The 12,840-nt window shown below is 55.2% G+C and carries 12 protein-coding genes; 11 read left to right on the forward strand and 1 reads right to left on the reverse strand.

Annotated elements, in window-relative coordinates; genetic code table 11:
- The first annotated feature begins 9 nt into the window (after positions 1–9).
- The 6 genes from atpG (at position 10) to HOO88_00605 (ending at position 4,290) form a co-directional block, all read left to right on the forward strand.
- A complete protein-coding gene (atpG, locus tag HOO88_00580; protein ID NOU35263.1) occupies positions 10–906 on the forward strand; it encodes an ATP synthase F1 subunit gamma in 897 nt (298 codons plus the stop codon).
- A gap of 48 nt (positions 907–954) precedes the next feature.
- Positions 955–2,370 carry a F0F1 ATP synthase subunit beta gene (atpD, locus tag HOO88_00585; GenBank protein ID NOU35264.1) on the forward strand — a complete coding sequence of 472 codons (1,416 nt, stop codon included), beginning with the start codon at positions 955–957 and terminating at the stop codon, positions 2,368–2,370.
- Positions 2,371–2,372: 2 nt separating this feature from the next.
- The gene (locus tag HOO88_00590) at positions 2,373–2,651 is read left to right on the forward strand and encodes a F0F1 ATP synthase subunit epsilon (protein NOU35265.1); all 279 of its coding nucleotides are present in this window, start codon (positions 2,373–2,375) and stop codon (positions 2,649–2,651) included.
- A 150-nt stretch (positions 2,652–2,801) separates the two neighbouring features.
- Positions 2,802–3,083 (forward strand): HU family DNA-binding protein, encoded by a 282-nt coding sequence (locus HOO88_00595; GenBank protein ID NOU35266.1) that lies wholly within the window; start codon positions 2,802–2,804, stop codon positions 3,081–3,083.
- A gap of 90 nt (positions 3,084–3,173) precedes the next feature.
- Positions 3,174–4,061 carry a methylenetetrahydrofolate reductase [NAD(P)H] gene (locus HOO88_00600; protein ID NOU35267.1) on the forward strand — a complete coding sequence of 296 codons (888 nt, stop codon included), beginning with the start codon at positions 3,174–3,176 and terminating at the stop codon, positions 4,059–4,061.
- A 61-nt stretch (positions 4,062–4,122) separates the two neighbouring features.
- On the forward strand, positions 4,123–4,290 hold the full coding sequence (locus HOO88_00605) for a hypothetical protein (GenBank protein NOU35268.1): 168 nt from the start codon (positions 4,123–4,125) through the stop codon (positions 4,288–4,290).
- A 5-nt stretch (positions 4,291–4,295) separates the two neighbouring features.
- Here the strand turns inward: HOO88_00605 and asd are convergent, their stop codons facing one another.
- Positions 4,296–5,399, reverse strand: a complete 1,104-nt coding sequence (gene asd, locus HOO88_00610; protein NOU35269.1) for an aspartate-semialdehyde dehydrogenase — start codon at positions 5,397–5,399, stop codon at positions 4,296–4,298.
- A gap of 81 nt (positions 5,400–5,480) precedes the next feature.
- Between asd and HOO88_00615 the strand changes: the two genes are divergently transcribed.
- The 5 genes from HOO88_00615 (at position 5,481) to HOO88_00635 (ending at position 12,837) form a co-directional block, all read left to right on the forward strand.
- On the forward strand, positions 5,481–6,368 hold the full coding sequence (locus HOO88_00615) for a CPBP family intramembrane metalloprotease (protein ID NOU35270.1): 888 nt from the start codon (positions 5,481–5,483) through the stop codon (positions 6,366–6,368).
- Between the two features lie 71 nt (positions 6,369–6,439).
- The gene (locus HOO88_00620; protein ID NOU35271.1) at positions 6,440–7,408 is read left to right on the forward strand and encodes an ROK family protein; all 969 of its coding nucleotides are present in this window, start codon (positions 6,440–6,442) and stop codon (positions 7,406–7,408) included.
- 5 nt (positions 7,409–7,413) lie between these two features.
- On the forward strand, positions 7,414–8,685 hold the full coding sequence (serS, locus tag HOO88_00625; protein ID NOU35272.1) for a serine--tRNA ligase: 1,272 nt from the start codon (positions 7,414–7,416) through the stop codon (positions 8,683–8,685).
- A gap of 127 nt (positions 8,686–8,812) precedes the next feature.
- Positions 8,813–10,135, forward strand: a complete 1,323-nt coding sequence (gene tilS / locus HOO88_00630) for a tRNA lysidine(34) synthetase TilS (protein ID NOU35273.1) — start codon at positions 8,813–8,815, stop codon at positions 10,133–10,135.
- An 818-nt stretch (positions 10,136–10,953) separates the two neighbouring features.
- The gene (locus HOO88_00635; protein NOU35274.1) at positions 10,954–12,837 is read left to right on the forward strand and encodes an ATP-dependent zinc metalloprotease FtsH; all 1,884 of its coding nucleotides are present in this window, start codon (positions 10,954–10,956) and stop codon (positions 12,835–12,837) included.
- Positions 12,838–12,840 lie beyond the last annotated feature (3 nt).

Genomic DNA, 12,840 nt, shown 5'->3' on the forward strand with positions numbered 1-12,840 from the left:
CGGACAGCTATGGCAAATTTACGCGACATCCGACGGCGCATCAAATCGATCCGCTCCATGGCCAAAATCACCAAGGCCATGCAGATGGTGTCGATTTCAAAAATGAAGCGCGCCCAGCAGGCGGCGTTGTACGGAATTCCCTACGCCGACATGCTGAACGACATCCTCACTCAGGTGACGCAATATATCGGCACCTATCAGCACGGGCTGATGGAGCAGCGGAACGGCGAGCGGAAATTAATTATTCTGGTCGGCACGGATCGCGGATTGTGCGGCTCACTGAATACCAATATTTTCCGTGAGGTCGTTAAGTATGACCGCGACAACACGCTGTTTGTAACCATCGGAGCCAAGGCGGCCCAGTTCGTGCAAAAAACCGGACGGCTGCTGATTGTGGATTTCGACTATAGCGATCAACCGAAACTTTCCGAAGCCCGGATGGTCTGCCGGTTCGTGGCGCAGCTTTTTATGGATGATGAAATCGACAGCGCGGATATTGTTTTCAGCGACTATGTCTCCACCTTTAAACAGGTGCCGCTGACATGGCGCTTCCTGCCGGCAGGACAGTCGCAGGAATTTTTCGACCTGATGCCGGAAACGCTGAGACGCACCAAAATGGAGCAGGCGCAGCAGGGTCTGAAAAACATCGTAGAATTCAGTTTTGAACCGAATGCCAACACCGTCTATGAATCACTTCTATTGCGCAGTCTGGATTATCAGCTGCTGCAAATCATGCGCGAAGTCCGTGCCAGCGAACACAGCGCCCGCATGGTGTCGATGAAGCAGGCGACGGATAATGCCAGAGACATGAACAACAGCCTGCAGCTGGTTCATAACAACCTTCGGCAGGCGTCTATCACGAAAGAACTTTTGGAAATTGGCAGCGCCGCCGGAATCGATGGATAACGGGCGGCAGAATTTTAACGAAGCAATGTTCAGGAAACGAGGCGGTAAATGAAGCAGGGCAAAATTGTTCAGGTGATCGGGCCGGTAGTGGATGTCGAATTCGAAAGCGCCGCCGATCTGCCGGGGATTTATGAAGCGCTGACGGTCGAGCAGGCCGATGTTGACGGTACGGTTCGCAAGCTGGTGCTGGAAGTTCAGCAGCACGTCGGCGGACACTGGGTGCGCACCATTGCCATGGGCGCGGCGGAAGGTCTCCAGCGCGGCACGCCGGTCAACCCCACGGGCGGGCCGATCACGGTTCCGGTTGGACAGGGTGTAATGGGGCGCATGATGAATGTCACCGGCGATCCAGTTGACGAACGCGGTGAGGTTAAAGCGGAAAAACGGCTGCCTATTCACCGGCGTCCTCCCCTGCTGACTGAACAGACGACCAAGCCGGAAGTGCTGACGACCGGTATCAAAGTGATCGACCTGATCTGCCCTTTTTTGAAAGGCGGTAAAGTCGGCGCGTTCGGCGGCGCAGGCGTAGGGAAAACCGTCGTGATTATGGAGCTGATCAACAACATCGCCAAACTGCACGGCGGATACTCTGTTTTTGCCGGCGTCGGCGAACGCTCGCGCGAAGGAAACGACCTCTATCATGAAATGTCCGAAGCCGGCGTCATCAATCAGGCGGATCTCGAAAAATCGAAAATCGCTCTGGTCTACGGCCAGATGAATGAACCGCCGGGCGCCCGTATGCGTGTGGCGCTGACGGCCTTGACGGTGGCTGAATATTTCCGCGACGAAAAATTTCAGGACGTACTGCTTTTCATCGATAATATTTTCCGCTTCTCGCAAGCCGGAGCCGAAGTGTCGGCCCTGCTTGGACGCACGCCCAGCGCGGTGGGCTATCAGCCGACCCTTTCTACGGAAATGGGCGAGCTGCAAGAGCGGATTACTTCCACGCGGTCAGGTTCCATCACATCATTCCAGGCTGTGTATGTCCCCGCCGATGACCTGACCGACCCGGCACCGGCCACGACGTTTGCCCATCTCGATGCCACCATCGTGCTCGACCGCGCACTCACCGCGCAGGGAATTTTCCCGGCGGTTGACCCGCTGGCCTCGAATTCGCGTGCGCTTTCTCCGGAAATTGTCGGCGAAGAACATTACAACACGGCGCGCGGCGTTCAGGCGGTACTTCAGCGCTACAAAGAACTGCAGGACATCATTGCCATTCTGGGGATTGATGAACTGTCCAATGAAGACAAGGTCATCGTCAATCGCGCCCGCCGCATACAGAAATTTTTGAGCCAGCCGTTCACAGTGGCGGAAGTGTTCACCGGACAGCAGGGCCGGCAGGTAACGGTTCAGGAAACCGTGCGCGGATTCAAAGAAATTCTGGAAGGACAGCACGATGCGGTGCCGGAATCCAATTTCTATATGAAGGGCGGCATCGCGGAAGCGATCGAAGGGATCTGATCATGGCCGCAATGCTCAGAGTAAAAATTATTACGCCGAAAGAAGTCGCCTACGATGGAACGGCTCTGGCTGTGACAATACCGGCAGAGCAGGGCGAAATGCAGGTATATCAAGGACACATTCCGGTGCTGGCGCGTGTTATAAAAGGAATCGTTCGCATCGAAAGCCCCGGCGCAGATCCGGCCTGTTTTGCGGTGGACGAAGGCTTTTTCCGGGTGACGCAGGATGAAGTCAGTCTGCTCATCGACACGCTGCATGCGGTGAAAACGGTCGGCGTGTAATTGCGCCGATCTTCACGAACCATCGGCTATACTTAATTATTATCGCATTTCGCCTTGCGCGCTTTCTGTGTTTGCAGTAAGAATTCCCCAACAAAAAGGGGCCGATCAAAGGCCGGAAACAGAAACCATAGTGTAACAGGAGAATCCGCAATGGCAAAAGCAGCAACCAAGTCTCAGATCATCGCCAAGATCGCCGAAGACGCCGGCATCAGCAAAGTTCAGGCAAAATCAGCCCTCGAATCCATCATCGCTCAGGCCTATAAAGGTGCCGCCGCCGGCTTCACCGTTCCGGGTCTCGGCAAACTGGTTAAAGTAAAACGCAAAGCCCGCATGGGTCGTAATCCTGCCACCGGCGCGACAATCAAGATTGCCGCCAAGACGGTTCTCAAATTCCGCATCGCCAAAGCCGCCAAGGACGCTGTCCTCGGCTAAGCGTTCAGCTGGAACGAACACAGCCGCCCCGCAACGGGCGGCTGTTTTTTTGACTTGCTGAATTCCGTTTATCCGGATAAACAGATTCACATGACCGTTACTCAAAAATTAAAAACAACCGGATACCCGCTGATTTCCGTGGAGTTTTTTCCGCCGAAAACCGAAGCGGCTCAAACCGCTTTCCATAAAGGGGCCGTCGAACTGACCGGCTTGAAGCCGGACTTTGTTTCAGTAACCTGCGGCGCGGGCGGTTCTGCCGCAGGCCCCACACTTGAAATTTCAAAGCAGCTGTGCGGACTCGGCTATGATGCGGTTATGCCGCACTGCACCTGCGTCGGCATGTCTCGCAGCGAATTGGCGAGCTCAACCGAGGCGCTGGTCGAACAGGGGTTTCAAAACGTTATGGCGTTGCGCGGCGATCCGCCGCGCGGAGAAAAATTTTTCAAACCGGCGGACGGTGGATTCCGCTATGCCGCCGAACTGGTTGGGTTCCTGCGAGATCGTCATCCGCAACTTTGCATCGGCGTGGCCGGTTATCCGGAAAAACATCCGGAGGCATCCAGCCTTGAAACAGATATTCGCCGGCTGAAAGAAAAAGTAGATGCCGGCGCCGACTTCATTACGACGCAGCTCTTTCTTCACAACCATGTCTATTTTGAGTTTGTCGAAGCGTGTCGCGCAGTCGGCATCACCGTGCCGATTATTCCGGGGCTGCTGCCGGTGATTTCACTCGAACAGATCACCCGAATGCGCACTTTCTGTGAATTCCATGTGCCGGATGAATTTCTGAGGAATCTTGAAGCGGCGAAGAATGATCCGCTCAAAATGGAACGCATCGGACTGTACTGGGCGATTGAACAGATTTCGGAACTTGTTGAAGGCGGCGCACCGGGCATTCACCTCTATCTGCTCAATCGCGCCAGAACGGCGCTCTATCCGGAACTCTTTGCCTGTCTCTCGCGTGTTCGCGGCGGGTAGGTCTGGATGTTTTGGAAAAAAAGGTTCCAAAATATCCGGGAAAAGGGCATATGGTTTCCCTATGACTGGAAAACTTACAGCCTTGGCCCTTCTCTTCATCGTACTCACAGGGTGCTCAACGCCCAAATATGAGGACGGTACAAAGCGCGAATATTCCGACATGCCTTGGAATACGCCTGCCCGCTGGGAAGGTTCGATGAACATTCCCGGTATGGGCGGATACGAGTAACGGTCTTATCCCTGCAGGATGCGCAGCATCCGGCGCAGCGGTTCGGCCGCGCCCCAGAGCAGCTGGTCGCCGCAGGTGAAGGCAGCCAGATATTCCGGCCCCATTTTCATTTTGTGAATGCGTCCGACAGGAACTGTCAGCGTGCCGGAAATTGCTGCGGGCGTCAGTCTGGCGAGCGTTTCCGCTTTAGTGTTGCCGACCACATCCACCCACTCGTTGTCGTTGCGGATGATTTCGATGATTTCTTCGACCGGAATATTTTTCTTCAGCTTAATGGTCAGACCCTGGCTGTGGCAGCGCATGGCGCCGATCCGTACGCAAAGGCCGTCAATTGCGATGGGAGTTTTGGTTCCCAGAATTTTGTTGGTTTCCGCAAAACCCTTCCACTCTTCTTTGGTCTGGCCGTCCTCGACTGCTTTGTCGATCCACGGAATCAGTGAACCTGCCAGCGGGGCGCCGAAATATTCGGTCGGCATTTCCTGACTGCGCAGACTGGCCGTCACTTTGCGGTCGATGTCGAGAATCGCGGAGGATGGCGTTTTCAAGTCAGCGGAAGCGGTCTGATGCAGCGTGCCCATCTGACTGAGCAGTTCGCGCATATTCTGTGCGCCAGCACCGGAGGCGGCCTGATAGGTCATGGATGAAAGCCACTCAACTAGGCCGGCTTTGAAGAGTCCTCCGATAGCCATCAGCATCAGGCTGACCGTGCAGTTTCCGCCGATAAAATCTTTTTTCCCGTCGGCGAGAGCGTTGTCGATGACCGGGCGGTTGATCGGGTCGAGGATAATGACGGCATCTTTGCTCATGCGCAGAGTCGAGGCGGCATCAATCCAGTATCCATTCCACCCGGCGGCACGCAGTTTGCCGTGAACAGCCGTTGTATAATCGCCGCCTTGGCAGGTGATGATGGTATCCATGGCACCGAGCGCATCAATGTTTGAGGCGTCGAGGAGGATGGAACTGCCGTTCCCGACATTCGGAGCGGGTTGTCCCGCCTGCGATGTGGTGAAAAACACGGGATCGATCGTTGCGAAATCATTTTCCGCAAGCATACGTTCCATCAGCACCGAGCCGACCATGCCGCGCCATCCAACCAGACCTGTTTTCATCATGTATTTTCTCCACCCTTAAAAAGGCGGCCACGGTATTTGATTTAAAAACTGAACGCAAGCCGCTATTGTCCGCTGACCATGACCTTTTCCTTGTTGTTAGCTGAAATACTGCCGTCGGCCAAACCGTTCTGGGAATACAGTAGCCCGCCTCCGGGCACGGTTGCCTCCGGCCTTTTTTTTCTGTTGCTGATCTGTCTCGGCATTACTGCGGAGATCGGACTGGTATTGCATTGGATGAAGCGGCCCGTTCCTCTGCCGGAGCTGTCCGGAAGGCTTTCCGCGCGCGCTCTTCCGTGGCAGTTGGTGATGATTTTTTTCGGCGGCGTAATCGGATTCTACCTGCTTACATCGTGGCTCTATCTGCTCATGTTCCCGCAAGGAGAGGTCGAGCCGCATACCGTTATTTTTCAGACCCTGTTGTTTCACCTGCCGGGGCTGGGCCTTCTCGGCCTGCTGTTTCATATTGCCGGAGTTCGGGCGTGCGAATTGTTCGGACTGCACTGGAAAAAAGCTCCGGCCTGGCTGGGCCTTTCGGTGATTTTTTATCTGGCGGCGCTTCCATTGCTCTGGCTGTGCAGCGCGCTCTATCAGATTTTTCTTCAGCACTTCGGTCGTGAAATGCTCCTGCAGGATATTGCACAAGTGCTGACCGTGTCCGCACCGTGGCCGGTTCGTACATTACTTTTCTTTATCGTGATCATCGTTGCCCCGGTCTTCGAAGAGATTGTTTTCCGCGGCGTGCTGCTTCCGTTCATGGTTCGCCGCACCGGCTTCTGGCCGGGGATCGTGCTGGTCTCCATGGTTTTCGGCGGAATGCATTTCCATCTGCCGTCGTTTCTCCCGCTTTTTCTGCTTTCGGTGATGTTCAGTCTGGCCTATGCCCGCACGCAGTCGCTACTGGTTCCGATTGGAATGCACGTCTTGTTTAACGGGGTGACAGTCGTCCTGCTTCTGCTCATGGGCTGATAAACCTATATTTTGATTGCATGCATCGGGAGGATGGGTAAAAAGCAAGACCTCCAGAGGAAAAGGAACCCATGAATTTTTTAGGCATTGATATTGGCGGAACCAAAATTGCAGTTTCCATCGGCGACGAACAGGGAAAGATTATTGCCGACCGTCGGTTTCCGACCAATCCGGAAAGCGTGCAGGACACTATGCAGCAGGCCGCACAGGTCGCCGAAGAACTGATTGCGGCGGCAGGACTGAAAGGCGGCCAGATCGCCGCGATCGGGATCACGTCTCCGGCGCCGATGTGTTCGAAGCGCCGTATGATCCTAAAGACTCCGAATTTGCGCGGCTGGGAGCCCTTTGCGGTTGGCGATTTCTTTGAAGAAAAATTCAAACGTCCGACCTTTATGCAGAACGATGCCAACGGCGCCGGACTGGCAGAGTTTTGGTTCGGAGCCTGCAAAGGACTGGACTTGATCTATCTCACAATGAGCACCGGTATCGGTGCCGGCATTATTTGTAACGGACAGCTGGTTGCAGGAACTAACGATCTGGCCGGCGAAGTGGGGCATATCACACTGGATCTCAACGGCCCGCGTTGTGGTTGCGGGAAGACTGGTTGCTGGGAAGCCTACTGCGGCGGCAAAAATTTTGCCGATCAGGTGCGTGCCGACATCGCCAAAGGCGCGCAAACATCAATCCTTAAAGAAGCGGGCGGCGATCCGGCGAAGATCAGCATGCAGGAAATCCGCGCCGCCATTCGCGCCGGGGATCCTTACGCCTGCAAAAAGTGGGAAGGGTTCATTGAAAAAATGGCGCATGCCGTCAGCATCCTGTTACAGACGCTCAATCCTCAGGCCATCGTCATGGGCACACTGGCCATTCACGGCGGCGACACCTTCATCCCTCAGATGATGGAGCGACTTCCGAAGTATGCATGGAAAGGTGTGTTGGAGACTTGCAGCCGGATTGAGGCCAGCGTACTCACCAATATTGGCGAACTGGCTGCCATCGCCGTTGCCATCGACGGTACCCGCCAATTGAATAAAGGATAACTGCCATGCTCGACATCAAATTCATCCGCGAAAATCCAGACGTCATCAAAAAGGCACTCGTCCATCGCAAGGCCGAGGCCGATATCGACGGACTGCTCGGCCTCGATGCCGCCCGCCGCGCCGCCATCACCGAAGCGGAAGAACTGAAAAGTATGCGGAACGCCGCTTCGAAAAAAATCGGCGGACTTATGAAGGACGGTAAAAAGTCCGAGGCCGAAGCGGCCAAGGAAGAAGTCCGCGTCATTGGCGACCGCATTACTGCGCTCGACGAAAAGGTGCGCGAACTTGACGAAAAAATTCTGAACACGCTTCTTTTTATTCCCAACCTGCCGCTTCCTGCCGTTCCGGTTGGTAAAGACGAAACCGATAACGTCGTTGTCCGCACCTGGGGTGAACAGAAAAAATTCGATTTTGAAATCAAGCCGCATTGGGACATCTGCGAGGCGCTCAAGCTCGTCGATTTCGAGCGCGGCACGAAGATTGCCGGCTCCGGCTTTCCGGTTTACACGGGGCAGGGGGCAAAGCTTCAGCGTGCGCTCATCCAGTTTATGCTCGACCTGCACACGACCGAACACGGCTACACCGAGGTCGAACCGCCGTTTGTCTGCAACGCCGCTGCCATGACCGGTACCGGACAGTTGCCGAAATTTTCCGAAGACATGTATTACATCAGCACCGACGAACTTTACCCGGTACCGACCGCCGAAGTACCTGTTACAAATCTTTACGCCGACGAAATCATCGACGTCGAAAAACCGCTCAAGCTGACGGCTTACACGCCGTGCTTCCGCCGCGAAGCTGGCGCCGCCGGACGCGACACCCGCGGACTGCTTCGCCTGCACCAGTTCGATAAAGTCGAAATGGTTAACTTTGTGAAGCCGGAAGCTTCTGAAAAACAGCACGAAATCCTCGTCCGCGAAGCCGAAGCCGTTCTGCAAAAACTCGGTCTGCACTACCGCGTTATCGAACTCTGTACCGCCGACATCGGCTTCAGCGCCGCCAAATGCTACGACATTGAACTGTGGGCGCCCGGCGTCGAAAAGTGGCTCGAAGTTTCTTCCGTCAGCAACTTCTGGGATTATCAGGCGCGCCGTGCCCGCATCCGCTGTCGCGACGAACACGGTAAACCGCAATTCTTGCATACGCTCAACGGCTCCGGCGTCGCTCTGCCGCGCCTTGTCGTTGCGCTGATCGAAAACAACCAGAACGGCTCCGGTACGGTCACCATTCCCGAAGCCCTGCGCCCCTACATGGGTGGACTGACGAAACTCGGCTGAATTTCTGGAGTGTCTGGCAAACGAAGTGCGACGGAGTTTTAAAAGCGGCCTCGCGCTGCGCTTGCGTCCGCACTCCAGAAATTTTGCGCGCTTGTCTATTCAACCTCATTGGCGTTAATTAGCGGCTGTGAACCTGATCGAAAAAGTCAAAGCAGTGATTGAGCGGGAAAATCTGATTCCTGCCGACACGCATGTTGTCGTCGGGGTTTCCGGCGGTGCGGATTCTGTCGCGTTGCTCCACATTTTGCACCGGTTCGGATATCGGCTGACCGCCGCACACCTGAACCATTCCATTCGCGGCGCGGAAGCCGATGGCGACGAAGCATTCGTCAAAGCGCTTTGCAAAAAACTCGGGATCAAGTGTGTTGCCGCCAAGACCGATGTTCCGGCGCTCGCCAAAGAAAAAGGAATCTCGCTCGAAATGGCCGCCCGAGAAGCCCGCCACGAATTCTTTCGCACTTTTGCACCGGCGCGCATCGCACTGGCACATCACGCCGACGACCAACTCGAAACCTTCTTCCTGCGCGCCGCACGCGGCACCGGGCCAAGCGGACTCAGCGGAATGCGCTCTTTCCAATGTTTGGAAAACGTAGACGCGACGCCCTCGTCGCGTTTCTCAGACACTGCGGACGCGACGGGTGCGTCGCGTCTACGATCCCGAACACTAACGCTCATTCGTCCAATGCTTGGAATCCGGCGGACAGAAATTATCCAGTGGCTGGAAACAGAAAAAATCGAATGGTGCGAAGACGCCACCAACACCGATGAAACCATTTCGCGCAATTTTATCCGCCGTCAGCTTCTTCCAATGTTTGGAAAACTCAATGAGCGCGCCGCCGAAAATATTCTCCGCACCATGGAAATTCTGCGTGACGAAGAAGATCATCCTGAAAAAGCGGCCCGGCGGCGCGAAATCCGTGACTGGCTGATTGAGCAAGGCGTAACACCAACCTTTGATGCGGTCGAACAGGTTGTTTCATTTTCCGAAAAAACAAGCGGAACGCAGTTCCTCGACCTGGAAGGACTACGATTGGTTAATGAGTATGGGAAGTTGAGCGTAGACGCGACGCCCTCGTCGCGTTACATGCACGAAGAACGCGACGAGGGCGTCGCGTCTACGTTGTTCATCAAGACGGAAGAAGGCGTCGGAATTCTGCGCGGATCGTGGTGCGCCTCCGTTTCGCTCGCCAAAGTCGCAGGCAGGGAAGTCGCCGTTCGTGCCGCGCGGCCCGGCGACCGGATGGAACCGTACGGCATGGAAGGTTCCAAAAAACTTCAGGATATTTTCACCGACCTGAAAATTCCGAAGGCTCAGCGCGAACAATGGCCCATCGTCGAATGCGGCGGAGAAATTGTCTGGCTCCCCGGCTACCGCATTGCCCGTGGCTGGGAACTGTCATCGGATTCCGAACCAGCCCTGCATTTGTTTGTGAATGAAGATTGGGCTTAATGGTTACAAGAGCACATCGGCGTTAGCCGTAAACTCAACCCGTGGTGGGCTGGTTACGTTTCAACTGCTTTATTATGAGCCAAACTATCAGGCACGACCAAATCACCGCACTTGCAATCGAGGACAGGGAATACCAGTAGTCATGCAATCTAACAATATTCCCATCTAAATACCCTACCGCGGGCATCAAGGGATTTAAGATGAAAAATATGACATGAAATGGTGCCGTAACCCAAATTGACGGGGGAGCCCCGCTGTAACCCCAAGCTACAAAAAGATCAATTAACCGATATTGAATGAAACAGTGAGCCGTGGAGATAATCGGAACTCCGATAACCCATCCGAAGATTTTTTTGTTTTGATTCATTCTCTTACCGTATCCGACAGGGTGTGTTATTGGGCAAACTCAAGGTTGCTGTTTTAGAAATGGCTCTTTCTTCTGAGTCGGCAGACTAGCCGCCGTCTGAAAGGCACACAATCTAAAATAACGACTTCATAAGGCGATGGGATTGTAGCCGCGATCCGCGATCGCGGTCCGAGGGCACCCTTCGACGTTGCTCAGGCCGGGCGGCCCTCGGCTACAAGAAGGAATCGGATTTCCCATGCCTTTTTGGTGTCTTTTCGCGGGTTCGGCGGCTATTCTCCCGCCCTTCAAGTTGATTTGGGCGGGGTCCGGTGTTAGGGTCTTCGCCGATAAGGATTTAATTATGGAAGAAAACTCGAATATTCCCGAAACCCCTGAGAAAAAAGAGCCGCGCAAGAAGCCGCCGGTGGTGAAACCGCCGATGCCGATGAAGGGCTTTGCGATGTGGTTTCTGATGATGGCGCTGGTGCTGATGGGGCTGCAATTTTTTCAGAAGCCGGAACAGCAGGAGAAGCTGGACTATAACCCCGGCTTTGTCCAGATGGCGAAGGAAGGCCGCATTATCAGTTGCGATATCGTGCGCGAAACCTCCGGCAATGATTACATCACCGGCGACCTGAAGGATCTGGATAGCAAAACCGGCAAGGCAAAAAAATTCCGCGTCGATGTGGTGGTCACCGAAGACCTGCTAAAGATGCTTCAGGAACAAAACGTCACCTTCAAAGTGCGCGCGGCTTCGCCGTTCTGGCAGGTGTTCTGGAACGTGGCGCCGTTTGCTGTCGGCTTTCTTCTCATCTATTTCTTCTTCTTCCGGCAGATGAAGATGGCAGGTGGACGGGCAATGAGCTTTGGCAAGAGCCGCGCCAAACTGCTTCAGCGCGACGATAAAAACCGCACGACGTTCGCCGATGTCGCCGGTGTGGACGAAGCAAAAGAAGAACTTCAGGAAGTGGTCGAGTTTTTGAAAAATCCGAAACAGTTCCAGCGGCTCGGCGGTAAAATGCCGAAAGGCGTTCTGCTGGCGGGCGCGCCCGGTACCGGTAAAACGTTGATTGCCAAAGCAGTCGCAGGCGAGGCCGAAGTGCCGTTCTTCTCGATCAGCGGTTCGGACTTCGTCGAGATGTTCGTTGGTGTCGGCGCCAGCCGTGTGCGAGATATGTTTGAGCAGGGCCGCAAGAGCGCGCCGTGTATTATTTTCGTGGATGAAATTGATGCCGTGGGTCGCAGCCGGTTTTCCGGTATGGGCGGCGGGCACGATGAACGCGAGCAGACGCTGAATGCGCTGCTGGTTGAAATGGACGGCTTCGATACTACCGAAGGCGTGATCATCATTGCAGCCACCAACCGTCCCGATGTGCTCGACCCCGCGCTGATGCGTCCGGGCCGCTTCGACCGTCAGGTTTTTATCGATCTGCCGAACCTTAAAGGGCGCGAAGAGATTCTCAATATTCACGTCAAACGGGTGACTCTGGCCAAAGATGTTGATCTCACCAAAGTGGCGCGCGGTACGCCCGGCTTTTCCGGCGCGGATTTAATGAATCTCGTCAACGAAGCGGCGCTGCTCGCGGCGCGGCGCGGCGCGGAAGCGGTCGAGCTTCCCGACTTCGAAGAAGCGCGCGATAAAGTTTCTTGGGGTCGCGAACGCCGCAGCCACATGCTCGACACCGAAGAGAAAAAGCTGACGGCCTATCACGAAGCAGGGCATGCCATCGTGCTGGCGAAAACCGAACAGACCGAACCGTTGCATAAGGTGACGGTCATTCCGCGCGGACGCGCACTGGGCGCCACCATGCAGCTGCCGGAAAAAGACCGCTACACACAGGGACGCAAACGGCTGATGGGTATGCTGATCGGCCTGATGGGCGGACGCGCTGCCGAAGAAATGATTTTCGGCGATGTTACCACCGGCGCTCAGAACGATATTGAACGCGCCACCCGGATCGCCCGCGCGATGGTTTGCGAATTCGGTATGAGCGAAACGCTCGGCCCGCGCAACTATGGTTCCGGGCAGGAGCAGATGTTCCTTGGCCGTGAAATCAGCCGGAACGAAATTCACAGCGAGAAAATCACGCAACTGATCGACGTTGAAATCGATAACATCCTGAGAGAAGCGCACGAAACCGCCGCGAACATTCTGAAGGATCACCGCGACCGGCTTGAATTGATTGCCGAACTGCTCATCAAATATGAAACGCTCGACGGCGATCAGGTCATGGAAATCCTGAGCACCGGTGAAGTGCCCGAGGAGCTTCTGAAAAACGGCAACGGACACACCGCGCCCGTCGCAGCGCAAGAGGCGAAGACGGAAGAAGTTCAGCCCGCAGAAGGCGCAGAATAACGC

It is taken from the genome of Kiritimatiellaceae bacterium (genome assembly GCA_013141415.1).
In the GTDB taxonomy this organism is placed as follows: Bacteria; Verrucomicrobiota; Kiritimatiellia; order Kiritimatiellales; family Tichowtungiaceae; genus Tichowtungia.

Coding starts and splice junctions, on each gene's coding strand:
- atpG (NOU35263.1), top strand. CDS start 10: ATGGCAAATTTACGCGACATCCGACGGCGCATCAAATCGATCCGCTCC.
- atpD (NOU35264.1), top strand. CDS start 955: ATGAAGCAGGGCAAAATTGTTCAGGTGATCGGGCCGGTAGTGGATGTC.
- HOO88_00590 (NOU35265.1), top strand. CDS start 2,373: ATGGCCGCAATGCTCAGAGTAAAAATTATTACGCCGAAAGAAGTCGCC.
- HOO88_00595 (NOU35266.1), top strand. CDS start 2,802: ATGGCAAAAGCAGCAACCAAGTCTCAGATCATCGCCAAGATCGCCGAA.
- HOO88_00600 (NOU35267.1), top strand. CDS start 3,174: ATGACCGTTACTCAAAAATTAAAAACAACCGGATACCCGCTGATTTCC.
- HOO88_00605 (NOU35268.1), top strand. CDS start 4,123: ATGACTGGAAAACTTACAGCCTTGGCCCTTCTCTTCATCGTACTCACA.
- asd (NOU35269.1), bottom strand. CDS start 5,399: ATGAAAACAGGTCTGGTTGGATGGCGCGGCATGGTCGGCTCGGTGCTG.
- HOO88_00615 (NOU35270.1), top strand. CDS start 5,481: ATGACCTTTTCCTTGTTGTTAGCTGAAATACTGCCGTCGGCCAAACCG.
- HOO88_00620 (NOU35271.1), top strand. CDS start 6,440: ATGAATTTTTTAGGCATTGATATTGGCGGAACCAAAATTGCAGTTTCC.
- serS (NOU35272.1), top strand. CDS start 7,414: ATGCTCGACATCAAATTCATCCGCGAAAATCCAGACGTCATCAAAAAG.
- HOO88_00635 (NOU35274.1), top strand. CDS start 10,954: ATGATGGCGCTGGTGCTGATGGGGCTGCAATTTTTTCAGAAGCCGGAA.